19 protein-coding genes are annotated in these 24,078 nt (G+C 49.0%); 11 read left to right on the forward strand and 8 right to left on the reverse strand.

The annotated features are described in order from the left end of the window. Positions 1-9: 9 nt before the first annotated feature. Genes PSE6802_RS0104635 through PSE6802_RS0104645 form a run of 3 tightly spaced genes read right to left on the reverse strand, consistent with a single transcriptional unit; the run spans position 10 to position 2,594 of the window. Complete coding sequence (locus tag PSE6802_RS0104635) at positions 10-888, reverse strand: Rpn family recombination-promoting nuclease/putative transposase (protein WP_019498894.1); 879 nt, start codon at positions 886-888, stop codon at positions 10-12. A gap of 6 nt (positions 889-894) precedes the next feature. After that, positions 895-1,824, reverse strand: coding sequence for a ParB/RepB/Spo0J family partition protein (locus PSE6802_RS0104640; RefSeq protein ID WP_019498895.1), 930 nt, complete (start codon positions 1,822-1,824; stop codon positions 895-897). Beyond that, on the reverse strand, positions 1,821-2,594 hold the full coding sequence (locus PSE6802_RS0104645; RefSeq protein WP_019498896.1) for a ParA family protein: 774 nt from the start codon (positions 2,592-2,594) through the stop codon (positions 1,821-1,823). Before PSE6802_RS0104645 ends, PSE6802_RS0104640 begins: the two co-directional genes overlap by 4 nt. A 411-nt stretch (positions 2,595-3,005) precedes the next feature. On the opposite strand from PSE6802_RS0104645, the gene PSE6802_RS0104650 reads away from it, so the two are divergent. Then, positions 3,006-3,323, forward strand: coding sequence for a tetratricopeptide repeat protein (locus tag PSE6802_RS0104650; protein WP_019498897.1), 318 nt, complete (start codon positions 3,006-3,008; stop codon positions 3,321-3,323). A gap of 34 nt (positions 3,324-3,357) precedes the next feature. Here PSE6802_RS0104650 and PSE6802_RS0104655 read toward each other — a convergent pair whose 3' ends face one another. The 3 genes from PSE6802_RS0104655 to PSE6802_RS34215 all read right to left on the reverse strand — a co-directional run bounded on the left by PSE6802_RS0104655 (position 3,358) and on the right by PSE6802_RS34215 (position 4,979). After that, entirely contained in the window at positions 3,358-3,804 is a 447-nt protein-coding gene (locus tag PSE6802_RS0104655) for a DUF29 domain-containing protein (protein WP_019498898.1), read from the reverse strand. Positions 3,805-3,964: 160 nt separating this feature from the next. Continuing rightward, positions 3,965-4,702, reverse strand: coding sequence for a carbon dioxide-concentrating mechanism protein CcmK (locus PSE6802_RS0104660; RefSeq protein WP_019498899.1), 738 nt, complete (start codon positions 4,700-4,702; stop codon positions 3,965-3,967). A gap of 46 nt (positions 4,703-4,748) precedes the next feature. Then, entirely contained in the window at positions 4,749-4,979 is a 231-nt protein-coding gene (locus PSE6802_RS34215; protein WP_019498900.1) for a hypothetical protein, read from the reverse strand. Positions 4,980-5,104: 125 nt separating this feature from the next. Between PSE6802_RS34215 and PSE6802_RS33145 the strand changes: the two genes are divergently transcribed. The 9 genes from PSE6802_RS33145 to PSE6802_RS27795 all read left to right on the forward strand — a co-directional run bounded on the left by PSE6802_RS33145 (position 5,105) and on the right by PSE6802_RS27795 (position 17,849). Continuing rightward, entirely contained in the window at positions 5,105-5,257 is a 153-nt protein-coding gene (locus tag PSE6802_RS33145; protein ID WP_156815421.1) for a hypothetical protein, read from the forward strand. Positions 5,258-5,277: 20 nt separating this feature from the next. After that, positions 5,278-6,438 (forward strand): helix-turn-helix domain-containing protein, encoded by a 1,161-nt coding sequence (locus PSE6802_RS0104670; protein ID WP_019498901.1) that lies wholly within the window; start codon positions 5,278-5,280, stop codon positions 6,436-6,438. Positions 6,439-7,087: 649 nt separating this feature from the next. Then, complete coding sequence (locus tag PSE6802_RS0104675; RefSeq protein ID WP_019498902.1) at positions 7,088-10,510, forward strand: pre-mRNA-splicing factor CWC21; 3,423 nt, start codon at positions 7,088-7,090, stop codon at positions 10,508-10,510. 31 nt (positions 10,511-10,541) lie between these two features. Beyond that, a complete protein-coding gene (locus tag PSE6802_RS0104680; RefSeq protein WP_019498903.1) occupies positions 10,542-13,034 on the forward strand; it encodes a tetratricopeptide repeat protein in 2,493 nt (830 codons plus the stop codon). Positions 13,035-13,193: 159 nt separating this feature from the next. Continuing rightward, a complete protein-coding gene (locus PSE6802_RS0104690) occupies positions 13,194-13,493 on the forward strand; it encodes a J domain-containing protein (RefSeq protein WP_019498905.1) in 300 nt (99 codons plus the stop codon). A 130-nt stretch (positions 13,494-13,623) separates the two neighbouring features. Then, positions 13,624-14,808, forward strand: a complete 1,185-nt coding sequence (locus PSE6802_RS0104695; RefSeq protein WP_019498906.1) for an RNA-guided endonuclease InsQ/TnpB family protein — start codon at positions 13,624-13,626, stop codon at positions 14,806-14,808. Between the two features lie 92 nt (positions 14,809-14,900). Further along, complete coding sequence (locus PSE6802_RS0104700) at positions 14,901-15,629, forward strand: nucleotide exchange factor GrpE (RefSeq protein ID WP_019498907.1); 729 nt, start codon at positions 14,901-14,903, stop codon at positions 15,627-15,629. Positions 15,630-15,651: 22 nt separating this feature from the next. Further along, on the forward strand, positions 15,652-17,439 hold the full coding sequence (locus PSE6802_RS0104705; protein ID WP_019498908.1) for an Hsp70 family protein: 1,788 nt from the start codon (positions 15,652-15,654) through the stop codon (positions 17,437-17,439). Further along, positions 17,436-17,849: a hypothetical protein gene (locus PSE6802_RS27795; RefSeq protein WP_019498909.1), complete on the forward strand. Its 414-nt coding sequence runs from the start codon at positions 17,436-17,438 to the stop codon at positions 17,847-17,849. The genes PSE6802_RS0104705 and PSE6802_RS27795 overlap by 4 nt, the downstream gene beginning before the upstream one ends. 67 nt (positions 17,850-17,916) lie before the next feature. On the opposite strand, the gene PSE6802_RS0104715 is transcribed toward PSE6802_RS27795, so the two are convergent. Both PSE6802_RS0104715 and PSE6802_RS0104720 read right to left on the reverse strand, forming a co-directional pair. After that, a complete protein-coding gene (locus tag PSE6802_RS0104715) occupies positions 17,917-19,218 on the reverse strand; it encodes an NF041680 family putative transposase (protein ID WP_019498766.1) in 1,302 nt (433 codons plus the stop codon). A gap of 199 nt (positions 19,219-19,417) precedes the next feature. After that, positions 19,418-20,329, reverse strand: a complete 912-nt coding sequence (locus PSE6802_RS0104720) for an alpha/beta hydrolase (RefSeq protein ID WP_019498910.1) — start codon at positions 20,327-20,329, stop codon at positions 19,418-19,420. A gap of 485 nt (positions 20,330-20,814) precedes the next feature. On the opposite strand from PSE6802_RS0104720, the gene PSE6802_RS0104725 reads away from it, so the two are divergent. After that, positions 20,815-24,012 (forward strand): WGR domain-containing protein, encoded by a 3,198-nt coding sequence (locus PSE6802_RS0104725; RefSeq protein ID WP_019498911.1) that lies wholly within the window; start codon positions 20,815-20,817, stop codon positions 24,010-24,012. Positions 24,013-24,078: the final 66 nt, after the last annotated feature.

Below are 24,078 nucleotides of genomic sequence, written 5' to 3' on the forward strand. Positions count from 1 at the left end.
TTTTTGGGATTAGATTGCTTGCCCTGTTCCATGATTCAACCAGCGCTCTAAGTCAATAATATTATCGAAATCTAACAAAGCCTCGCTGAGAGATTCCATTCGATCGAGAGTAAGATTGTCAATTTGGGCTTGGTAGCGCTCTAAAGTACCAAACTTTTTTGATAGTTGACGCAATAAAAGCGATCGCGCCTCATTTTCTCTACCTTGCTGCATACCTTGCTGCATACCTTGCTGCATACCCTCTTGCTTGGCATCCTGATAAACCTTAGTCTGCCGCAGATCGTCTAACGTAAACATCGCTTGAATCTCCTCCCGACTTAACTTAGGAAATTTATATACTAGGACCGTCTCCATAAATTCTACTACAGTCTCTTTTAGCTCTGGCAAGCATCTCTGCTCCACCTCTGCCTTGAGGTTCTCAACTAATTCAGGAATTGTCGCCGATGGTGTCACGATCAATTGCACGATCTTTATTGCCCAAGAATCGGTTTCGCGCTCTTGCCAATCGTCCAGGTAAACCCGCCTGATTCGATTACTGGCAAATAGTTCGCGAAAATGCTCGGCTTCACCAGGGTCGTAGCTGCGACGGGCAAAGATAGCAACGGCTTGCCAATTTTGTTCCGGTTCGTACTGGCTGAGGTACATGCAAATCTCCGCCATGAAAGCGCTGTAGAAATTGTTTTTGCGCTGGGACTGCACCTCGGTAAAGACGATCGGTTTATCGCCAGTTTTGGGTAAAAAAACGCCATCAAATCGAAATGCCTTTTCCTTCACTTCGACAGAAACAAACTCATAATCGTCTACACTGGGAATCGGTTGCTCGGTTAGCTCAAACAGGAGCGAGTGAAAGGTTTTCAACAACTGATAGAATAGGGTGTCAGTTCTCATATTGAGTTAGGGTAGCTCGTCGCACAGTTTCTCTAGATTGAGTAGTAGTTTCTCCAATTGCTTCTGCTTTTTGGGGTCTTGCCAAATTTGAGATTTTTGTACTCTTTGATAGGTGGTTGCAAACCTTGCTTTGAGCGAGGGGGAAGCTGAATCCGCCTCTACCTGACGCAATCCTGCTATGCGATCGCGAATTTCCTTGAGCGATAAATTCTGCTCGATCGCCGCTTTTAGCAGTGCCGCCCGCTCTGCCTCGTCCTTAACCTTGGCGATCGCTTTAGCTTTGGTATATTCCAGCTTGCCCTGCTGCAAGCAAGTCAAAACATCCTGAGGCAGTTTTAACAGCGGCAGGCGGTTTCGAGTAAACGACTCCCAACTCATTTTGCCGAGTTCTAAAAAGCACGTCTTGACCAGATCCGATTCCGAACTAATCATAACGTTATGATTAGTGTTGCCCACTATGGCATTATTCATCCGATACAGCAGAGACGAGACATCAGCGATCGGAAAATTGAGGCGAAATGCCAGTAATTGCAAGATGCCTTCGGTTTCCTCTACGGGGTTGAGGTCTTCGCGCTGGAGGTTCTCGATCAGGGCTAACTGCAATGCTTCACTATCCGTCAGATCGCGCACGGTAATCGGTACTTCCGTTAAGCCGATCTCTTTTGCTGCTCGATAGCGCCTCTCACCCGCAACCAGTTCGTAGCGACCTGCATCTAAGGGACGCACCAATAATGGCTCAATAATGCCATGCGCTTTGATGGACTCTGCTAGCTGCTCCAGCTTCTCTGGATCGAAGTAGCGGCGCGGCTGCCGATCGGGTGTCTGGATCGAATCTATACCTACTACAGCAGGGCTGGGGCTATCCGCGTCGCCAAATAGAGCATCTAAACCTTTGCCCCTGATCTGGCGAAATGGCACTTCTTTTTTACGGTTCATGGTAGCTCCTCCAGGTACGAGGCAACCTGCTCCAGCACTTCTAGAGCAGGATGCTTGGGACTGTGCTTTAGTAAGGGAATATGTTCTTCGGCAGCATCGGCAAAAGCCGTGGCTCGCACAATCGGATCGAATACCTTGCCATATTCGGACATTTGCGTTTGGATGGCTTCCAGCGCCCGTACGTCCTGTGAGTTACGCGAGGCAAACATAGTAGGAATAAATCCCGCAATCTTCAGCGATCGATTGGCGCGCGATCGCACTCTGGCAAACGTCCCCAGCAGCATTTCCGTACCGCAAAAAGCTTTGTATTGGGTTTGTACAGGTACCAACACATAATTAGCCGCCACCAGCGTAATGTAGCTTAAAATTCCCAAACTGGGCGGACAGTCTACCAGAATAAAATCATAGTCTTTACGAACAGGTTTGAGGGCATCTTGCAGGCGCAGATCGCGCATATCGGCTGTAACTAACTCCAATTCCGCCCCGCTGAGGCGGAGATTTGACGGCACCAGGCTCATGCCATTAATATTTTTTTGCAGTACCGAAGCGATCGGTCGATCCTCGATTAAAACTTCGTAGATGGTTTGTTTTAGATCGAATGGCTCCAGACCCATAAAAAAAGTTAAAGATGCCTGCGGATCCATGTCAACCAGCAGCACGTCGTAATCTTTTTGGGCAAGACTATAGCCAATATTCATTGTGAGGCTCGATTTACCCACCCCACCAGCTTGATTAAACAGGGCAACGATCTGGCTCATCGGCAATGCCATTTAAAAATGTGAAGTGAAATATAGACAATCTAATATTGCAAGTATCTGTTGACAGAGCATACAGCACTTGGGCGGTAAAATTCTAGATAGTGATATAGCGATCGGGTTTCAGCGGTCAGGTTTTAGCTTTTTTAAAGTTTATATAGAGGTTTTCAGATGAAAACGAGAAGGGGGTTTGGGGGCGTTGCCCCCAAGAAGGTGAGGCAGGGCGGTCTTGGGGGTTCCCCGCTAGAGCCACTGCCGTGTGAAACCCCTTCACCCTTGGGGGTTCCCCGCTAGAGCCACTGCCGTGTGAAACCCCTTCACCCCACTAATAAACCCTGTTCTCAATTGAAAAACGCTATATATAGTAGGGCTGGCATTGCCCACCTTAAAGGTATAGATATCTAAGCAAATCACAAAATAAATTTCATGTCTGAAGAATTAAATACAGCAGAAGATTACTATAACCGTGCTGTCGAACGCGGCGATGCAGGGGATTTTCAGGGAGCGATCGCTGACTATACCGCAGCGATCGCCCTAGACCCAGAATATGCGGAGGCATATTTCAATCGCGCCTACGATCGCTCTGAGATTAAAGACTACGAGGGGGCGATCGCCGACTATACCAAAGTAATCGAACTAGCACCGAATGCCGCTGAAGCTTACTTTAATCGCGGGATGGCACGCGCCAAGCTGGGTGATATCGAAGGAGCCAGAGAAGACACTAACTACGCAAAAAACATGTGAAATCTTAAAAAGCTATTAGCTATTAGCTTTCAGCTTAATCAACCCAATACTCTCTATACAAAAGTTCATCAGGGTCGCTGCTAAATTGCCATTTGGCAGGGAATTGGTACCCTGGATAGTCTTTAGCAACGTCTCGAATAGCAAACAGCCATGCCGTATCAAAAGATTCACCCCATATACTTTTCAAGCTAGGCGAATCCGATAACAACCATATAATTTGCTTGCGTTGCTCCCTAATTGTGCGTTCCCAGCCATTAAAATCATTGGGTAGATTGACGTACAAGCGCTTAAGTAGATGTTCGATTAAAGTGTTGAGTCGATTTCTTAGTTGCTGCCGTTCGGATCTTCCCAAAGCCTCTAGTTCCTCAATTAAATTTTCCCAGTCTATCTCGCTGAATTGTTGCGATCGCAATTTCTCAACAGTTTGCGACAACCACAAATGATAGTCTTGCTCGTAAAGCGTCTTGTTAACTGCAATCATAGCGATTATTCCTATACATTTTTATTGAATTGATATGCATTGACGGGTTATATATAGGAGCAGGTTTAGCTAAAACTTCCTGACTTAAACGAGTAAAGCCTTTACAAAACCTGCCCCTGCCCCTACTGCGCCTACGTCAATGGATTTCTACATCAGCAAATTACGTGCGATCTTCTTTAGAAAGTTTCTCCAGGTCGGGTAATTGCATCAGCTCTCTTTCTTTTTCTCGAATCGTCAGCGGCAACATCACTGGTTTGGCTTGCTCGATCCAGCAGCTCGCCACAGGTAGGGTTTCTTCGAGATCGTCGAGCGGTCTAGGAATAATCATCAGGGTGTGAAACTCGCCAATCCTTTCGGCTTCATACATGCCAGCTTCGATCGCCACTGCCACATCCGCCACCGAACCGCGCACGATCGCCGTACATAAACCAGCCCCAATCGTCTCGTAGGCAGCCAGATGCACTTCCGCCGACTTGAGCATGGCATCCGCCGCCCCCACCATCGCCGGGAAGCCACGCGTCTCCAATAGGCCAATCGCTTGATTATTGAGGCGACTGTATTCACCATTGGCATACTGACTGAGGCGGCTGTTAATCGGTAACACCGCATCCAGGTTAGGAAACGGTCGCGGAATCACCGAGGTAGAAATAAGCTGACCGAACTGCTCCGCCGTCTCCACGCCCGCCTGCACCGCCAGCCTCACATCCGTAATTCTGCCGCGCACGATCGCCGTGCAATGCCCCGATCCAATTTTCTCGTAGCCCACAAAAGTCACCGCCGCCGACTTCAGCATCATATCCGCCGTACCGATAATAGCGGGGAAACTACTGACCGAAATCATGCCTAAAGCCATCTCGCGCAGATCGAGATCTTTTCTAGCTCGCCGAGCGGTTGTCATTCTAGTTGTCATTCTATCCGTATCAGCTATTGGGTCAGCCATGTACTCATACCTCCCTGAGATCGCTTGGCACAGGGGTATAGAGAGACGGCGAGGATACTTCACCGCTCGTATATAGCGATCCTTCAGATAACGAGCCAGTTAGCGGTTCTGGTAATTGTTTGATTAAATCCCTCACAACTTCAGACATGGGCACGTCGTGCTGCTGCGCCAGAAGCTGAATCTTATCAAACTCGCGTTGATTTAGACGAACTCGTAAAGTTTTATCTCTTGGCATATGCGATCCAGCCTGTGGTGCAGAATGTGCCACACTTCTCTCGAATAGTGTAGCAAACTTGTAGCTACAGTCTACGACCAGTGCAGTATTCTGCGAAAAAAATATCTAGATCGAGGCAAATCTGAATGGCAAAAACTCGTAGAATTGCTTATGATAGAAAGCGATCGCGAACTTCAAGAGATACGCCAGGTTTGTGCGAAATACCACAGGAAGTCAGTCAGAGCGTCACTGTATATTTGCAACTAGGGCATAATATTGCCTTTACGTTGCCTTCATAACTTTCCTCCATAGCGCCTCTATGATTAGCAGCCCACAGAAATCTAGACAACCCAGCCTCTGGTCGGTCGCAGACACAGACAGAGCGCCCAGTTTATTTCGTCAGGAACTGCGCCGGGGCAATACCATAGATCACTTCATCACCCCTGCGGTACCTGAAACCCAAGATATTTTGCTGTTTGCCCAAAAGACTACGTGGGAAATTTTGTGCAGGTTTAATCCCGACATTGCCAGCCTGCACATGGTTTTGGCTTCCCATGCTTTTAAGCTCGACCAGCCCTGGTCAGGGGAATTTGACCTGGTTGGTAGCAATCTGATTGAAGAACTAAATTGGCAGCAGCAGAGCGATGTAACGCAAGCAGAACTGTTCGATCGCATTGCCCATGCAGCTTGGGTTTTAAGCGGTCTGGCTGTCAAACTGCTCTGGAGCGAAAATACACCTAACAGCAGTAAAGACAATACACCACAGAGCAGCATCGATCACGCCCGTCTTTGGCACGTACCACTAATTCGGGAACACGGTCATGCCAACTTAGCAGGTGAAATCGAAGAATCACAAGATTTAGCCCTGTCGATCGAAGTAGGGGCTTGGCCAGAGCATTTTGGCAACAAAGATGCGGCGGCGGAGTTCGACTGGATGTGTCAACAAGTTTTAAGGATCGATCCCAGGCAGTATGAGCTAGCTTTCCGCATTGCTGTGTACGCGTTTATGTCACAGCATATAAATGCTAGATCTGAGTTTCGCCTGCGTCACCTGATTAAAGAAACCTTACCCCACGTTTATGTGGAGAGGTGGCAGGGCGATCGCCGACGCACGCAGGAATTCAGGCAAGAACTCAACGAGACATTTAAATTACTCGAGACTTTAGGCTGGTACGTTGATGGCTATGGCAAAGAGTCCAGGCTGGAAAATTTGCTGGCCAGTTGGGTAATAGTCAAGCCACCTAGAATTGGTTCTCAGCTAGCACGCAAACCACACAAGAAAAGAACAGTAACGGTGACCGGGGCGGAGATCAAAGCATTTCGCGAATCGCAAAACTGGAGCCAGGAAGAACTTGCCGATCGCTTAGGGGTCTCCACAGACATGGTGTCAAAAATGGAGCGCGACCTTCGCAAAATTAGCCGCCGCGTCGCAGAAACAGTGCAAAGTTGGCGATCCAAGTCTCGTACCGCAAAAATATAGGGTCGCAGTTAATAAAAATTAACTCTTTACTTAATATTTACAAAAGTTAATACTGTCCGGTGGTTTAGCTGTCGCGCCAGGGCAGTCACATGACTAAATCTCTTACTTGGCAAGCATTTTCACAATTTCAATCCAGTCCGAGTAAAAATACAAGCATGCCCCACATCGACCTTCTTTATACTGCAAAACAAAGGTAAAGCCTTTCCCTATCTAAATCTCAACCTAAAACACAAACTAATAAGCCTTGGCTGTTGCGCATACAGCCAAGGCTTATTATGATTATTTTAATCTGAACCAAGTCCTAAAGTTTTCCAGACCTAGACTTCGATCAGACTCATCTCCTGAAAAGGAGGAAAACAAACCTAGTAAACGAAATTAAAGAAAGAAAGAAAGGAGGAAAGACCAACCTAAAAACCCCAATTTAGTCGCAAGCAACTAGTTCAGTTTTTAAACCCTAAAGGAGAAAAACCAACCTAAAAAACCAAATTAGCTATAACAACCAACCTAGCCCTTTAGTCTGCTTCTTTCCCGACGGGGGTTTTCACTACCTAAGAACCCTTACTTTTACAAAAATGACTCTTCAAAAAAGAAAAATCACGTTTATAAAAACGACCCTTCCAAAAGGAAGGGACTACAAATTCCTAGACCTATGATAACAGAAAAATCGCTATTTCCAACACCCAAATTTGCCCCCCTTCGCAAAAACTGTCCAATTTGTCAAGGCATACGCCGCGATTGCCGCATCAATAGGGACTCTGAGATCGTTCACTGCCGCCACGATATTTCTGCCGTCCCAGGTTTTCAGTTCATCGGGCAAGACAAAATTGGCTTTAACATGTGGATCGCCGACGATCGCGATCGCAAACCCTACACCGCCGCGCCAAGATCGAATCGTCTAGATCGCAACCGCCGCAAAGCCTCAGCCGTTCCCCGTCTATCGTTAAGCCTGCACGATCGCGATCGCGCCATCCAGATACTCCTAGCCCAGCTAGATCTAAATCCCGCACACAGACAAAACCTCAGCGATCGCGGCTTGAGCGACGACCAGATCGACCAGGGCATGTTCAGGAGCGTTGCCCCTGGGCAACCCATAAGTCATATCGACGCACGTTTGGCTGGCATTGACCCATCAGGGCAAAAATTATTAATTAACCAGGCAGGTATAATTTGTCCGATCTGGGACGTATCGGGTCAAATTGTTGGTTGGCAAACCCGCTTCGATCGCGATGAAAATGGCAAGTACCGCTGGCCGACCAGCCGCACCAAACAAAACCCCAAAGGTGCCACCGCCCACCTGCCCAATGGCGAGATGCCCCTCACCTGCTGCCGGCCCGATCAAACCCAGGCGATCGCAGGACAACACAAAATCGGTCTCGCCGAAGGTTTCCTCAAACCCTACATCGCTGCCCAAAAACTCAAAACGATCGTCATCGGCGCGGCAGGCGGTAACTTTAGCTCGTCGCCTCAAACCCTCAAAACTTATCTAGATACACTGTCCGCAGAGCTATCTACCAAAACCATTCAGCTTTACCCAGACGCGGGCGCGATCGCTAATTTCAATGTTTTGCGCCAGTACCAAAAAGCGATCGCGCTCGTCACAAGTTGGGGCTACGAAATCGAGATCGCCTGGTGGGGTCAGGCTGACAAAAGCGATCGCGACATTGACGAACTACCAGATGGTACGAGCATCGACTACATTACGCCCGATGCCTTCTTTGCCCTGTGCAGTCCAGACATGCAACGGCGGTTAACGGATAACACGGCTGAAGACATCGGTATGTTGTATCGGCTGAAACTGTGGCTCGGCAGAGCGATCGATCGCTATCTTCCCCATCAAGGCTTCGAGGCACCACAGCCAAAACCGCCAAAACAGATCCCCACGACAATTACATACAAGCCGGGTAAGCTACCCCGTCCTCAGGACGGCAATTGCCCAGAAATTATCATCTTTAAGCCCGGACAAAGACTCCAGCTTCTGCGCGAATTAGTCATGGCAGGCTGGCAGCATATCCTCGATCGCTCTGCCCCCGGCACCGGCAAGAGTCATGAGGCGGGCACTGCTACACCAGGGAGTTTGGGCGCGCGCCAACTGTTTTACTTCAGCCACCAGCACCGCAACCCTACCGTCGCGACGATTGAGAGCCACTATACTGATTTACCTGTACGCCACAATGGCATGAAACTAGATCGCGATCGCCAAACCCCCTCTGGCAAGCCCTGGCAAGTTTGGCCGCAAGGTGCAGAAAAGCCCGACACAACTGGTAACTGCTTCCGAACCCCGCTCTTTCATACTCTGCGTAGCAAAAATATCCCTAATATCGAGAGTGCCGACAACCCTATCTGTGCTACCTGTCACCTGCAAGCAGTCTGTCAAGGCAAATCCGGCGATGGCTTTGGGTTTAGGCACGGTCGTCGCGAGGCATTGCAGCGCGATCGCGTGCGCGCCCACCCCGACAGCGCCCCCAATTTGGACTACGACTGGGGAAATGTGGGCATTTTCTGGGACGAAGCCATCCCTACGATTTCACCCACCCATTCGATCGCGGCTCGCTTAACTGATATAGATCGGGCGATCGCAACCTTGGCAACCGAACTACCAGATCGTTATCAGGAGCTGCGCCCCGCGTTTGCAGCCATTCGCGCTCGGCTGAATGGGGAGCTAGACAAGCCTTATTACGGTTGGAGCGATCGCGATCTCAAGCAAGCTCTCGGCGAAGTGCCAGCTAATATTGCTGACATTCTCGCAGAGGTGGCAAAGGTGATGGAGCCGGATCTGAATTTCTTAGAAATGCCCGACGGTATTGACGTTAGTGCGATCGCCGGACTGACCAAAGCCGAAGCATCGCTACTACGAAGCGCTAGCCAAAGCCTGCGGCAAGCAGACTACCAGGAGGCCAAACAACAAATCCAGGAACGCCTGCTCCTGAACTGGTTGGTGCCATTCCTATTGGTATGGTCGGGGCAGGAGACAGGAGCATTACGCATAGATGGGGACAGACTGACGATTACAACCCGCAACAACCGACACGGTGCGATCGCCAGGGCAGCCAGATGGAACTGCTACCAGGATGCCACCGCCACCACCGAATATCTGGGTCTATGGCTGGGCATTTCGCCCCAGCAAATTATCGCGATCGCCCAGGCTCTGCCCCAACACGACAACCTGGAAGTCATTCAAGTTGGCGGCTTAGGTCTAGCAGGGAAAAACCGCTCCGAAGTTTGCGATCTGCGCATTAATGCTCTCAAGCAATCATTACAGGAAAAATATCCGGATCTCGGTGTAATCGACTGGAAAGCCAAGGCAAAATCGGGCGATGGGGCCTGGTTTGTCACCTCACGAGGCTCCAATAGTTTTGAGACGCGCAGCGCGATCGCCTCCTTTGGCATCCCCTACACCAATATCGGCAGCCTGGCAGATCGCTATATTGCTTTGACAGGGCAGGCAATCGATCGCGAAGACAATGCCGAAGATGGCTCATCTGAGTTTCAGGCATTCGTGCAGTGGACGACAAATGCGGAAATTTTGCAAGCGGTAGGTAGATTGCGCGCCCACCTCCGACCAGAGCAAAAACTGACGTTTTACTTCTGTGCCGACTACGATCTGCCAGCCGCACTCAAGGCCAAAGCAGTCAGAGCCGTAGATATTACCCCAAAAGCTGGCACTAACGCCGAGCAACTATGGCTGCAGGTAACCGATGCCTTCCAAAAAATTTACGACAATTTGGGTCGCCCCCCCACCCAGGCCGAAATTACCGACTTTGTCGGTATAAAGCAGTCGTATTTATCCAAGCTATTTACTCAATTTGCCGGAGGTTGGAAGGAGTGGCTAAAAATATTCCAAAGTCTATTAGATACTCCTTATAGGTTTTGGAATATTTCCGACCCCGACTATCAGTCCTTGGCGGAGAAATATCTACCAATCCTGGCGCACTACCCACCTACAGACTTGCTGAAGGAATTTTGCGATATCATTGCGGCTGTAGGCTGGCAGGGCTGGCAAAGAATTTTAGGACTTACTGCTTTTGATACGCGATCGCGCTTAGCCAGAGCTATGATTAATGCTTTAACTTAGACATAAGAATAGTTCGCGTGGAGAAACCTTGGTGGCTAAGAAACGTTTTCCAAAACTCGAACAGCGCAGGGCACCGATTACCCAGGATGGGTTTCAGACGCAACTGCAATCTTTGCTAAGGCAGCAAAAATATCGGCAGGCGATCGAAGAAATTCGCAAGGCTTTACGCGTTCAGCCCGATCTCAAGATTTCCCCTTCCGAGGCGGAAATTTGGTTGCTGCGTGGCAAGCAGGAATTCCAAAAGAAAGACTTTAAGCAGGCGGCAGCTTCGTTCCAGTGTGCTGTGCAGCTAGGTTTAACTGGTGAAGTGCACTACTGGTTGGCAAAATCTTTGTTAGAGCGCGATCTGATCGACGACGCGATCGCGCAAATTCAGCCTGCCTTTGCAGATGGTAGTTTGCCCAAAGAGTACAGTATTTGCTATGCCAAGCTGTTGTTGCTAAAGGGAGATACCGAAGCGGTCGAGCAGTTGTTAAGCCAGCAGGTCAAGCGCTTTCCCTCCGCCCATCAAAACTGGCTGCGCGGTGTTTTGGCTCTCAAAGCCGAGCAGCCTAAAGTGGCTCTCACAGAATTTCAAAAGGTCAAGCAGCCTGTCACGCAGGGCGATCGACCTGATATTTGGCAGATTTACACTCAACAGGTCTTGCAAAACTGGGAGGCAGCAGCTCAAAAATTGGGGTTAGACAATACACCCAAGAGCGGGTTCTCCTTCGATCTCAAGCAACCAGCCTATGCCGTCGATCCAAGATTAATGCAGTTAGCTCTCCTCCAAAAGTTTAAAACTGGCAAGCCGTCTTTACAGAGCATGCGCTTAAATCAGAATAGTCAGGCTTCTATAGAGATGTTGCGCGTTATTGACATGTTGGAATTGATTGACGAGGACAATCTCCATGATGCTGCCCATGTGTTACTAAAGCTCGATCGTCGCTCTACCCAATTCCCAGAAGTAGCGGCAATGCGTCCATCTCTGCTACTCCTAGCAGGGCAGCAGGCGATGATCCAAGGAGAAATGTCCTGCGCTTCCGAGTTTTTGCAGCTAGCGCAGCGGGAGCAACCTTTCGATCCGCAGCGATCGGTCAATTTAATGAAGGTTCTGGATCTTAATGAAGACTATCAAGAACTACAGTTGTTGATTACCAAGTTGCTCAAATGGTTGGAGCGAGAGATCGAGCAGAATCCCCATGACTGGTCGGACGATCGCCGTAAAGCTACTCTGGCTTATGGGTACTGCCGCTTGGCCGATACCTGGATAGCGATGGGACGGGAGCGCACTGCGATGGGGTCTCTGCAAACGGCAGAGCGTATTTGGGCGGACTCTCCCGAGGTCAAAGGGCGGCGGGGGCTAGTTGCCGACATGGAAGGGCGTTATGACGATGCCACTCAATTGCTAACTCAGGCACTAGAAGAAGGCTGCCGCTCGCAGGAAGTTTATGGAGCGCTGCTCGAAATCTGGAAAAATTTAGGTAAGCCGGAAGTTGCGCTGGAGACGCGCCGCCGCTTTGGTAAAAGGTTTGGCGATCTCAGTCCTGAAGCAGATATAGAAGTTTTGCCTTGGGTTGATGCTCTGTCTACGGGCAGCTATCCTTTCTTTAGTCGCTTAGTAAAGGAGGCGAGTCAGAACGATCCTGCCATGCGTGCCTGTCAGATTTTTGTAGAATTGGCGCGAGGTGAAACCAAAGACGGCCAAAAGATCGTGCTCGACCAGTCCCAGGCCGTGCAAAAATGGGATGCCCTGTTACAAGGGCGATCGCCAAAAGAGAGCGTACCGATTTTGCAAGCGATCGCCCTGTGCCTGCAAATGTTTGCCAAACGGGAAAAGGGCATTGCCGCTCTCATTACGCAATATATGCTCAAACTGTCCGATCTGCGGACAGAACATCCAGAGGCTGCCGTAGCCTATCTCACGATCTTGGCACTCAAGGAGCGCGATCTCAAAAAACTGGAAATTCCATTCCAGTCTTACCTGCGTACCGTGCCCCAACCTGGCAATGCTCTGGCTCAGATTCAACTCCACGTGCGCCGCTATGCCCAAACCATTCTCCAGGATAGAGTTTTATCTCCCTCGATCGAGGATGCCCTCAGCCGAGAACCCCAAAACCCCCTGCTACTACTGGCGAAAGCTACAACTTACCCGATCGATTCTCCCCACTATGAGGAATTCAAGCAACAGGGATTTGAGATTGCGCGGCGTTTGCAGGATGCCAAAGCTTTGCAAGCGTTTCGGGAGGAAGAGGCTTTCCTGAGCGCTCGGTACGTCCAAGAGGCAATGCCATCACCCGAGCGCTTCGATGATTTTGATATGGGAGACTTGGAAGACTTGCTCGATAGTCTGATCGGCAACATGCTAGGCGGCAAGGTGCCTCAAGATGAGTTGAAACGCATGCTACCCGATCTCAAACGCATGATGATGAACGATCTCCCTGACTTTGAAGAGGAGGAAGAAGATAGTGGCTTTGGCTTTGGCTTTCCTTTTGGTGGCTTCCCTGGCTCTAAAAAATCTTCTAAGCCTAGAAGAAGAGGATAATAGCCAATAGCTAATAGCTATAGCAGTTTTCACTTGAGAACGGGTTTTATTTTTGGGGTGAAGGGGTTCCACCCCTTCTTGGGGGCAACGCCCCCAAACCCCCTACTCTTTCCGATCTGAAAACCGCTATATATTACACAAATCATTTCAGATTGCTATATGACTTCTCACTACGATCGCCTTGGTGTATTATCCACAGCCACTCCTGCTGAAATTAAAGCCGCCTATCATGCCAAACTGAAGGAATTTCCCGCCCACAGCCACCCCGATGAATTTAAAGCCATTCGTTCCGCCTACGAAGCTATTCGTAAAGAAGGATCGTCCCAATCGGATGATTTCTTTTTTACCTTCCGACCCTTAGAAATAAAGCTTGAACCTGAAGTTTTAAACCAATTGCGCAAACGCGTGAGCGATCGCTTAGAGATTAGCCTGGAACAACTAATCAAGGAAACATTTTGAGCTTTTGGCATTAGGTTCATAGAATATTCATCAGAAAAATGGGTAGAAACCCCGTCCTTTAGCAACGCGGAGGACGGCTTTACATTAATCAAATTGAGTACCTCACAAAATGCGTGCTATAATGTGAAGTATGGAAAAAGCTTTCAAGTACCGATTCTATCCAACTCCTGAGCAAGAAACCTTGCTAAGAAGAACGATGGGATGCGCTCGACTTGTCTATAACCGTGCCCTCGCCGCAAGGACTGAAGCATGGTACGAAAGACAAGAACGAGTTGGGTATATTGAAACTTCTGCAATGCTGACTCAATGGAAAAAGCAAGAAGACTTGCAATTTCTTAATGAGGTTAGCTGTGTACCATTGCAACAAGGACTGAGGCATCTCCAAACAGCCTTTAGTAACTTTTTTGCAGGAAGGGCAAAATACCCCAACTTCAAGAAAAAACATCACGGTGGCAGTGCTGAATTTACTAAGTCCGCTTTCAGATGGAAAGATGGCAAAGTATTTTTGGCTAAAAGCTCTGAACCGCTTGCTATCCGTTGGAGTCGTCAACTCCCTAAAGGCGCAGAACCTTCTACCATTACGGTAAAGCTTTCGCCCTCTGGACGTTGGACAGTTTCTTTGTTGGTGGATATCGAGATCGAGCCATTGCCTAAGTCTCCTAATCAGATTGGAATTGATTTGGGTATAACAAGTTTGATCGCCTTGAGTAATGGCGAAAAGGTTGCTAATCCCAAAAGATTTGCTGCTAAACGTATCAAGCTGCGTAAAGCAAAGAAAGCGTTGAGTCGTAAGCAAAAAGGGTCTAACAACCGACAGAAAGCCCGTCTCAAAGCAGCAAAAGTGCATCAAGAAATTAGCGATGCGCGTAATGATTTTCTTCACAAGTTGACAACTCAATTGGTGCGTGAGAACCAAACCATCGCAATTGAGGATTTGGCTGTGAAGAATATGGTCAAGAATCGGAAACTTGCCCTTGCTATCAGTGATGCTAGCTGGGGTGAATTGGTCAGACAACTTAAATATAAATCCGACTGGTATGGTCGGACTCTCGTTAAAATTGACCGTTGGTTTCCGAGTTCTAAGCGTTGTGGGCATTGCGGTCACATCGTTGATAAGTTGCCGTTGAATATCAGGGAGTGGGATTGCCCTAAGTGCGGTACGCATCACGATAGAGACGTTAATGCCGCTAACAATATTCTTGCCGCAGGGCTTGCGGTTAAAGTCTGTGGAGCGAACATAAGACCTGATAGGCATGAGTCTAAAGGGCAGTTGCGAAACCCTAGTAATGGGAAGAAACAGAAACCTAAGTCGTGAGTCTTAGGAATCACCGTTGCTTTAGCTCGGTGAGGATGTCAAAAAATATATTGTTACTGAAAAAAATCTATTGACATGTGGAATAATCCAGCATGATAGATCGACAAGCGCTATTTGAGAAATTTCTTGCGGCTCTGGAGACACCGCCACCTTTACCAGAGTATTTGGGCGAGCCGCCCACATCGGTGATGGATTTCGATCCATATCAGATGGTGGCTGAATGGATTGCTCTGCGGCACGAACTCAAACAGCAAGGTAAACTATTTCAAGCAAGTCAAAATACGATGCAAGTAGCTTTGGCAGAGCTACAGGCTCAGAAGTCTGACTTGCAGCAACAGCTAGCCAATAGCCGCTCCCAGGAGGTATCTCAAAGCGATCGTAAAGCTCTATGGCGCGATTTAATTGGTGTAGTAGATGCGCTCGATCGCGCTTGTAGTCATTGGCAAGAACAGATTGCATCTCTCGATCGCGATCTCACAGATGCCGCAAATCATCCCCAGCCTTTTTGGCAAAAATGGCTCCAGCCTGCCACGTCCTCTGTGCCATCATCGTTAAGCGATGTACGCGATGTATTGGTCAGCGATTTACAAGGCATAGATCTAATTCGGCGATCGCTCCTCGACGTTTTGCGCGAACGACAAGTAGTACCGATTGCAGCGCAGGGCAAGCCATTCGATCCTAAACACATGTATGCGATCTCTCGTCAGATCGCCCCAGGTTTTCCAGAGAACACAGTTATACAAGAGGTAGTGCGAGGGTATATGTGGGAATCGCAAGTCCTGCGAGAAGCACAAGTGATTGTGGCGACAGAACAAGGATAAACAGCAAGCAGGAGGCGAAGAAATGAGTAGAACAGTTGGAATCGATCTAGGAACTACGAATTCAGAAGTAGCGATCGTTGAGAATGGGCAAGCCCGGATTTTGCCCGGTGAAGATGGCGACCTGATGTTGCCATCCTGTGTGGGATTTAGCAATACGGGAAAATTGATAGTGGGGCGCGAAGCCCTGCGTCAGTACGCTGCCGCGCCCGAACGCACCGTGCGATCGATCAAGCGTTGGATGGGTACCGACCACACAACAACCCTCCGCGTCGGTGGTACTGGCTCCGAGGAAACGCGAGACTATTTGCCCCATGAAATTTCGGCGATGATTTTGCGATCGCTCAAGCAACGTGCGGAATCGGCTTTAGGCGAAGAAGTGACTCAAGCCGTGATTACGGTTCCCGCCTATTTTACCGATGCCCAACGGCAGGCAACCAAAACAGCGGGAGAAATTGCTGGATTTGAGGTGTTGCAGATTGTCAATGAGCCTACCGCCGCCGCTTTAGCGTATGACGTGCGATCTGAAGAAACGGAGCGGGTACTGGTGTATGACCTCGGTGGAGGTACTTTTGATGTGTCCGTGGTTGAGATTACGGGGGCGGTGACAGAAGTGCTGGCAAGTCACGGCAACAACCGCTTGGGAGGCGATGATTTCGATCGGCGGTTGCAACTGCACTTGGCAGAATTGTTCCACCAGACCCATGATGTCAGCGTACCTGACGATGCTGCTACACAAGCGCGGCTGCTTCAGTCGGCGGAGCAAATTAAGATCGAGCTAAGCTCCCATGCCTTTGCCCCAGTCAAAGAGGCGTTTTTGGGTACCAAAGGCAAGACCGCGCTGCACCTGGAAACAGAAATTGCCCGTTCTGATTTTGAAGATCTAATTCGCCCGTTATTAGAAGAAACGTTAGAAGCGATCGACCGAGCGCTTGCCGATGCCAATTTAGTTGCTACCGATTTAGATCGAGTGATTTTAGTGGGCGGCTCTACCCGCGTTCCGCTCGTGCAAGAGATGGTGGCTGCACATCTGGGGCAGTTGCCCGTAGATGGTATACAGCCGGATCTCTGCGTGGCATTGGGGGCAGCCCTGCAAGCGGGCGTTTTGGCAGGTGAAGATGTTGAATCTATTTTGGTAGATGTGATCCCTCATTCTCTCGGGATTTCGGCAGCGGTGATGACACCGATGGGTCTTATGCCAGGATTTTTCAGCGTCATTATCCCACGCAACAGTGTCGTGCCCGTATCGCGATCGGAGGTCTATTCTACGGTTTCTCCTAATCAACCTATGGTTAGGATCGAAGTCTTTCAAGGCGAGAATCAACATGCTGAAGAAAATGTGCCATTAGGGGCTTATACAATTGAGGATATTCCGCCTGGTCCAGCCGGCAGCATTAAAATCGAAGTTCATTTTGATTTCGACCTCAACGGTATTCTCACTGTTACCACTACAGAAAAGGCTAAAGGACAAAAGGTAAAACTGGTTGTGGAGAATACGGCAGGCGTGCAGAAACTTTCGAGCCAGGATCTCAAGCAAGCTAGGGCTGATTTAGAGTCTCTATTTATGGAAGAAGATGAGATGTTTAATGTAGATGTTGAAGATTCATCATCCACTGAAATTGATTCTGAATTAGAAAAACTGTTTGTCCAGGCTCGATCGCTATTAGACGTGCTGGAGGTAGAGCAGGCAGATGAATTACAGGATCTACTAGATCGCATGGAACAGGCGATCGCTGACGGAACAATGGCTACCATCGCTCAAATCCGGGAAGAGCTAGCAGACTTTGTGTACTACGCAAACAGCAATCTATGAAATGTCCTGTTTGTCGCGCTACCTACCGCGTACCAGAGAAAGTAGAGAATTCTAATTCTGCTTCTGCCTATCTCTGTCGCCGTTGTGGAGTCGATCTCGCGCCGCTAATTCATCTACACGATCTGGCGATCTGGCATCACCATCAAGCCATTCAAGCTTTGCAAGCTGGCAATCTGCAAGAGGCAATGCAGAGCAACGAACGGGCATTGGCTCTATATTCCAATTGTGCTGATTTTTATGCCTTAGCAGGACAAATTTTGGCATTGCAGGGTGAGTTTGTACCTGCGATCGGAGCATGGCAAAAAGCCTTACAGATCGCTCCCGAGCACCCAAATGCTAGTAAATTTTTTCAGTTTTTCGCTCAGATTTTACCTGCTTCCACGCAATCTTTCTACTGGAGTTTAGACTAAAAGGCAACAAGAAGCATCTCGCTAGATAGAAACTAGCGAGAGAGAGGATAAAAGGGAAGAAGTTGAGCTAAGCAGTTGCAGCGGAAGCTTTTTTGAGGGGCTTGGCATAGCGTTTTTTGACAGTAGGATAACGAATCCGTTGGGTTCGTTTTTTCCCAAGAGGCCAACCTGGAGACTTACCGCGAGGTTTAGGGTCAGGGGAAGGAGAGCCAATCCTGACCAAAACTAAAGCAAAAGCATTTGCAACTCGACCAGGAGACAATTTAGTCATCGGTTTCTGCCAAGGCAGAGGAGAGTCTTGGACAAGTTCACGAGCGAGCCACAATTGCCAAGTAAGTAAAGGCATCAAGTCCGACCAAGTCTCCATCTGAGCAGGGGTAGAAAGCTGAGGGATTGTCCAATGGAGACGTTGACGCACCAAGCGATACCAATGCTCAATGGCAAATCTGCGCAGATATTTTTGCCATACCTCACTCAAGATTGGCTCGTCTTTAGCGACCCAAATCAACCACAGGGGTTTCGATTCAGGCATATCAAGACGTTCGACCAGAATGAGTGTAAAGGGATGGTCTGCGGCTTGCTTTAAGTGCAGGTTTGGCCATCGACGAATTTGCAATCGTCCCAGTTTAGGCTCTGCAATTGTGATGTCTGCTTGGGGAATAGACCAAGTGTCAGAGTCTTTGAGGCTAAATTTCTCTCCATGCTTATGGGGTCGCCCATGCCCCTCGTAATCCTTTGGGGCATGATACAGAACCCGGTTGGGGCGTAGCCTGAGCAGCTTGATACACGGGATGTCTGCTGTTTGCTGCAAAAATGGTGCGCACCCATACTCGCCATCCCCCAGGAAAAGCACAGTCCCAGGAATTTCCGCACAAACCAAGCGTAACTGACTAGCGGCTTTCTGAATCGGGTTCTCGAAACTGGTGATCCGCTCATGCCGCAACGGTAAGGCAAAACTCCCTTCTGACTCTGGAATCCAGGCAATTGTGCTGTATCCTTGCCCCACCGTAACAGGTTTGCTTCCTACTCCCGGTTGAGGTTGATGTTCGTAGGTGCGTTCTTGTAATGTCACCGCATAGGGACGCGACCAGGCTGTATGGTCGCCCGCCAATATCGTCACCTCTGCTGCCGGCATTTGCTGTATGTATTGCTTCATCAAGTCTTCACGTGGAGGATGACTATCTTGCAGTGCTTCATAGATACTCGACCACTCCCTCCGAAATAATGGGCTTAACGAAAGTTCCACAAACGATGAAACACTCCGACTCGTCAGTACCGCATCCATCAAGTCGAACAGCGCATCTCTCCCGTTCCCTATAATTTCGTACGTGTACTTGCGAAATTGCTCAAGTTTATCCAAACTAATCATGATGAAGCTGTTGATTTTATAGTCTTTTCAGCTTCCATCATCAAGCGGTCAGTCTGCAATGGCTGGCTGCTTTTTACCACTTTTTAGTCTAAACTCCAGTTATAGCTATAGCCAACAGGCTTAGGATGGGGTGCAGGGGTGGAACCCCTGCGTGGGGGCGCAGCCCCCACACCCCCTGTCCTAACAGATCTGTCTATGGCTATAAATGTCTACTTTTCCGATTGTTTGAGATACGAGCGGCTAGCTTATCCGTAAATGCTTCAATCGAGTTGAGATAGAGCCTGGGATTTGTCTCGGCGTTGTTGTTATGCCCTCCATTTGGTATGAGGACTAGCTGCGTTGCTGTGGGAGTAGCGGCAAATAACTGCTCGCCCATACTAAAGGGAATTACGCGATCGCTCGTCCCGTGAATATACAGAACTGGTAGTTTGAGCGAGCCTACTTTACTAATAGAGTCAAACTTTTGATGTAGCAATAGATCGACTGGAAAAATGGAGAACTTAGGATCTCGATCCACCATTTGTTTGATGGAGGTAAAGGAGGCTTCGACAATTAAACCTGCTGCTTCCGGGTGTTTGCTGGCGAGTTCGATCGCGATCGCACCACCCAAAGAGTGACCGTAGATAATGATATCTTTGGGATTAACGCCCAGTTTCTGCGTGAGATATTCCCATTGGGCTTGAGCATCGACATATACCTGTGCTTCTGTGGGAAAGTCGCCTTCACTTTTGCCGTAGCCGCGATAGTCAACCAGAAAGACAGAAAATCCCCATTTGTGAAAACGATGGGAGTGTTCGATGTTCCCGCCAATGTTTTTGGAATTTCCATGCAGGTATAGGATGACTTTGGCATTGGCGCGATCGGATGGTAGCCACCACCCGTGCATGTTTTCTACCCTACCATTTTCGGTTGTGATGGGTAAGTAGACTTCTTGATATTTAAGCTTGTAAGTTTCCGGCGTTCTGGTAATTTCGCGTTGCGGTACGAAGATAAAGCGATTTTGCCCTACCCATAACGACAGGCAACTGAGGGCATAAATACTGACGGAGGCTAAGCCTAGTTTGGCTAGGAATTGACGCGATCGCTTGAATTTTACTTTTTTTGCTGCCACTATTGCCACTGTTACCTTTACTGCGGAGGATCGCTCCGATCTAAATCTTTGCAATATATTACGATGTTATATCTGCTCTTGGATCTATCGAGATTCTTCGCAGTACTCCAATCATAGCTGAAAGCTTGGTTGCTGGTGAAGCGAAGCATGCGAGTGGGAGCAAATCTGTGCGATAATCACCATAGCGGTAAAGCGCACAAACGATAAGGGGCAGTTCACCCGAAGGCGGCTCAGAAAACGATTGAGATACTGACAACCTGTAAAGAGCAAACATACAAACCCAATATTCAGATCCGTCCTGCTTGGGGGCACCAAGTGGACGTTAAACAAGATGCCTGTGGAATCGGTAGAAACGGGGAGTAAGTCATGGGGCTGCTCCAGTTAAGTGGTTAAGAAGCAGGAAATCTTTGAGGTGACTCAAGGAATCTCCAACCATACCACTAGGTTGGGTGGAGAGGATGTCAATTCAGGCTTAAGCGAACGTTATGCAGTTAATCAAGCGCGTTACTCTCCTGTACCAAGAAGGTCGCTCCGATAAGGTTTATGAGGTAGATCTATGCCAAATCGGTGGCGATCGCCATGTTGTCAATTTTCGTTACGGTCGGCGCGGTACTACTTTAAAAGAAGGGGTCGAGACGGAGCAGGCGGTAACTCTGGCTGAAGCAGAGCGTATCTTTGCTAAGTTAGTGCAGTCTAAAACTAGTAAAGGATACCGCGATGCCACGGCTGAGGTAGATGTTGGTTCAGATATTAATACCGCCACAGCAGCGGTGGCATCGCCGTCCGCTCCAGATCTATCTGTGGGCGATCCGCAGAAGCAGGCTATTCTAGATCGTCTGGCGCAACCATATAAACGCAATAGTAAATGGAAATTGGAGAGGGCGATCTGGCGGGCAGGCGAACTGAAGATTGCGCAGTCCGTACCCTTGCTAGTATCTTTGTTGGGAACTGGCGATGCCCTGCGAGATTATTGTATAGCTGCTGCTTTGGGATGGTGTGGCGATCGCAGTGTTATCCCTTCTCTTGAGCAAATCTACCGTAACCCTCAGACACCTGAGTTCGTCCAACGGATCGCCTGGGAAGCGATGTATAAATTGGCTGACGAACGGGAAGCGATCGCCTTGAAAGCTGAAGTACGCCAGCAATTACCTGTGGAACTCCAACGCGCGATCGATGCCGATTCTGCCGATCGATTGCAGGTTTTGCAAACCTATTGGCAGAATGGTGGGCCGGAAAGATATGCCGTCCTGGATTTGATTTATCAAATAGATAGTCCGGAGTGGCGATCGCCTTTGCTCGCATGGTTGCGTACTGCTCCTTTGCGTCCCAATACCTTTAAGCCAATGCGCCATATCTTTAAAATGGCGGAATATCGCCTTGATGGTGAGGTGTTTGGTGTTATTGCATATCGCTTGGAAAAAGAAGCAGCGATGTACTCTTCTAATCCATATTGTATTCGCTTGCCAGATGGGCAATATATCCAGGATCGAGACTATCAGTATGATGAACAAACTCGCCGATGGGAAGCTGTAAGCATGGGGAGGCTAACACAAGAGTTACAAAGCTCTAATGCCAGGGTTGCTTATAGCGATAAGACACGAGATTATCTAAGGCAGCGTGTCTGGCGGACTTTGAGAAAACTAGGCGAAGCAGGCGATCCTGCTTACACCAGGATGGCGGCAGGCGTGCTGCTCGCGTTTTCCGATGCCGACGCTCAACCTGTGCGTCAGTCTATTTTTTATCGTTGGGATCGCCAGACTTGGCAAAGGCTGCCAGTAGTAACTATCGATTGGGATATCTACGCTCCCTATCTGCCGTTTAATCACGTTCTCTATACTAATAGCTCCCGTTACGAATTCAAGCTGAACTCCAGGGCGTGGCGCTGCCGATCTCCGTATAAGCCAGGCGACCCTCCGCCGCAGGTCAGGGAAGAAGCCTTTCCGCAATTGTGGTCGCAACATCCCGAAGATTTGCTGCAATTACTGTTGCGAAGTCAATGCGCGCCCGTTCACGAGTTTGCTTGCAAGGCGATCGCTGACAATCGAGAATTTTTAAGTCAAGTGTCGCTAGACGATCTGATTAAACTGTTAGAATCGCGTTATGCAATTACAGCGAATTTGGGATTTGAACTAATTCGAGACAGATATCAGCCCGATCGCCCGGATTTACAGCTTGCGATCGCTGTGGTGAACTGTTCCTTACCTGAGGCAAGAGCGGAGGCGTTCCGTTGGATTCAGATGCAGTGGGATTTCTTTGCTGCCGATAGTCAATTTGTAGCTAGTCTGATTACGAGCAGATATGCCGATACGCGACAGTTTGCGCGCACCCTACTGAGTACTACGCGCCTGGAGCAACAGTTTACTCTTGCCGTAATTGGGCGCGTCATCTCTATCTTGATTAATATAGACTCTACTCAGGCAGAAACTGTCCCAGATATCGGTCAAACTCTATTAGGGCATTTCGCGCCTCAATTGCGATCGCTTGGTTTCGGAATTATTCGCGATTTACTCCAGCATCCTGTCCTGGAGGTGCAGGAATTGGGAGTAAGGATTCTCGTGGATCGTGAAACTAGTGCGGTGGATTTACCTCCTGGTACGATTGACTCGCTGATTAACTCGCCCCATAATTCGATTCGAGTATTGGGGATTCAGCTATTTGGGCAATTGCCGGATGAGATTTTATTGGAACGCGATCGCCTTCTGTTGACGATGACCGTACACGAACTGGCGGAGATTAGGGAAGCTATTCGTCCCGTAATTAGTCGCCTGGGCAATAATCATCCCGATTTTGGCTTGAGATTTGCCTCTGTCTTGATCGATATGCTGATGACAGAAGAAGAGAGAGAAGGGATTCACGGTCACATCATGCGCGTTCTGCAAACGGATCTGACCGCCTGGCAGTCGAATGCCACGCAGTCAATAGCAATGGATCTGGTCAATTCTAAATCTCCGGCGGGGCAGGAACTCGGTGGCAATGTCCTCGAACGTAATGCCGATCGATGGGCTGAAACGTTTGACACGATGGATATCGTGCAGCTAGGCGATCGCGAGATTCTTTCTATCCGCCGGGCGGCATGGCAGTTATTGGCGCAGATCGTGGCGCGCCTCCGTCAAAATACGACGGAACTCTCAGTGGCGATGAAAATACTGGAGTCGCATTGGCAGGACTCGCGGGAGTTCGGCGATCGCTTGTTTGCAGCATTCTCGCCGGATGATTTTACACCTGCGGTGCTTGTGAGTTTGTGCGACAGCAATCGCCCCGACGTGCGCAAGTTCGGGCGCGATCTGATCGGTCGCTGCTTCCAAACCGCAGACGGTCAGGAATATCTGATCAAGTTTAGCGAACATCCAGCGGCGGACATGCAATTGTATGCCACTAATTATCTAGAAGAATATGCAGTGGATAATCTATCCTATTTACAGGCGCTAGCCCCCTATTTCATCAGAGCCTTATCCCAGGTGAATCGCGGTCGAGTGGCGAAGCGGCGTATTTTTGCTTTCTTAGCGAAGGAAGCCCAAAAGAGCGAAGCCGCCGCGCAGATTATTGCCGAAATTCTCACGCGCCAGTCAGCCACGATCGCGATTGGAGACAAAGCCGTCGCCATCGAGATTTTGCTCAAAATCCACCATACCTATCCTCAGATTCCTGTACCGATTAAAGCGATCGCTGTGCCCCAGAGATAGAGTAGCGATCTATCTTTCCTAAACTTACAGGGCAGCTTCCCTTATTCTTTGCTTCAGACGAGCAAT

It is taken from the genome of Pseudanabaena sp. PCC 6802 (genome assembly GCF_000332175.1).
Taxonomy (GTDB): domain Bacteria; phylum Cyanobacteriota; class Cyanobacteriia; order Pseudanabaenales; family Pseudanabaenaceae; genus PCC-6802.

What these genes read in the sequence shown, in the direction of transcription:
- PSE6802_RS0104635 (WP_019498894.1), bottom strand. Translation starts at nt 888, where the DNA reads ATGAGAACTGACACCCTATTCTATCAGTTGTTGAAAACCTTTCACTCG.
- PSE6802_RS0104640 (WP_019498895.1), bottom strand. Translation starts at nt 1,824, where the DNA reads ATGAACCGTAAAAAAGAAGTGCCATTTCGCCAGATCAGGGGCAAAGGT.
- PSE6802_RS0104645 (WP_019498896.1), bottom strand. Translation starts at nt 2,594, where the DNA reads ATGGCATTGCCGATGAGCCAGATCGTTGCCCTGTTTAATCAAGCTGGT.
- PSE6802_RS0104650 (WP_019498897.1), top strand. Translation starts at nt 3,006, where the DNA reads ATGTCTGAAGAATTAAATACAGCAGAAGATTACTATAACCGTGCTGTC.
- PSE6802_RS0104655 (WP_019498898.1), bottom strand. Translation starts at nt 3,804, where the DNA reads ATGATTGCAGTTAACAAGACGCTTTACGAGCAAGACTATCATTTGTGG.
- PSE6802_RS0104660 (WP_019498899.1), bottom strand. Translation starts at nt 4,702, where the DNA reads ATGACAACCGCTCGGCGAGCTAGAAAAGATCTCGATCTGCGCGAGATG.
- PSE6802_RS34215 (WP_019498900.1), bottom strand. Translation starts at nt 4,979, where the DNA reads ATGCCAAGAGATAAAACTTTACGAGTTCGTCTAAATCAACGCGAGTTT.
- PSE6802_RS33145 (WP_156815421.1), top strand. Translation starts at nt 5,105, where the DNA reads ATGGCAAAAACTCGTAGAATTGCTTATGATAGAAAGCGATCGCGAACT.
- PSE6802_RS0104670 (WP_019498901.1), top strand. Translation starts at nt 5,278, where the DNA reads ATGATTAGCAGCCCACAGAAATCTAGACAACCCAGCCTCTGGTCGGTC.
- PSE6802_RS0104675 (WP_019498902.1), top strand. Translation starts at nt 7,088, where the DNA reads ATGATAACAGAAAAATCGCTATTTCCAACACCCAAATTTGCCCCCCTT.
- PSE6802_RS0104690 (WP_019498905.1), top strand. Translation starts at nt 13,194, where the DNA reads ATGACTTCTCACTACGATCGCCTTGGTGTATTATCCACAGCCACTCCT.
- PSE6802_RS0104695 (WP_019498906.1), top strand. Translation starts at nt 13,624, where the DNA reads ATGGAAAAAGCTTTCAAGTACCGATTCTATCCAACTCCTGAGCAAGAA.
- PSE6802_RS0104700 (WP_019498907.1), top strand. Translation starts at nt 14,901, where the DNA reads ATGATAGATCGACAAGCGCTATTTGAGAAATTTCTTGCGGCTCTGGAG.
- PSE6802_RS0104705 (WP_019498908.1), top strand. Translation starts at nt 15,652, where the DNA reads ATGAGTAGAACAGTTGGAATCGATCTAGGAACTACGAATTCAGAAGTA.
- PSE6802_RS27795 (WP_019498909.1), top strand. Translation starts at nt 17,436, where the DNA reads ATGAAATGTCCTGTTTGTCGCGCTACCTACCGCGTACCAGAGAAAGTA.
- PSE6802_RS0104715 (WP_019498766.1), bottom strand. Translation starts at nt 19,218, where the DNA reads ATGATTAGTTTGGATAAACTTGAGCAATTTCGCAAGTACACGTACGAA.
- PSE6802_RS0104725 (WP_019498911.1), top strand. Translation starts at nt 20,815, where the DNA reads ATGCAGTTAATCAAGCGCGTTACTCTCCTGTACCAAGAAGGTCGCTCC.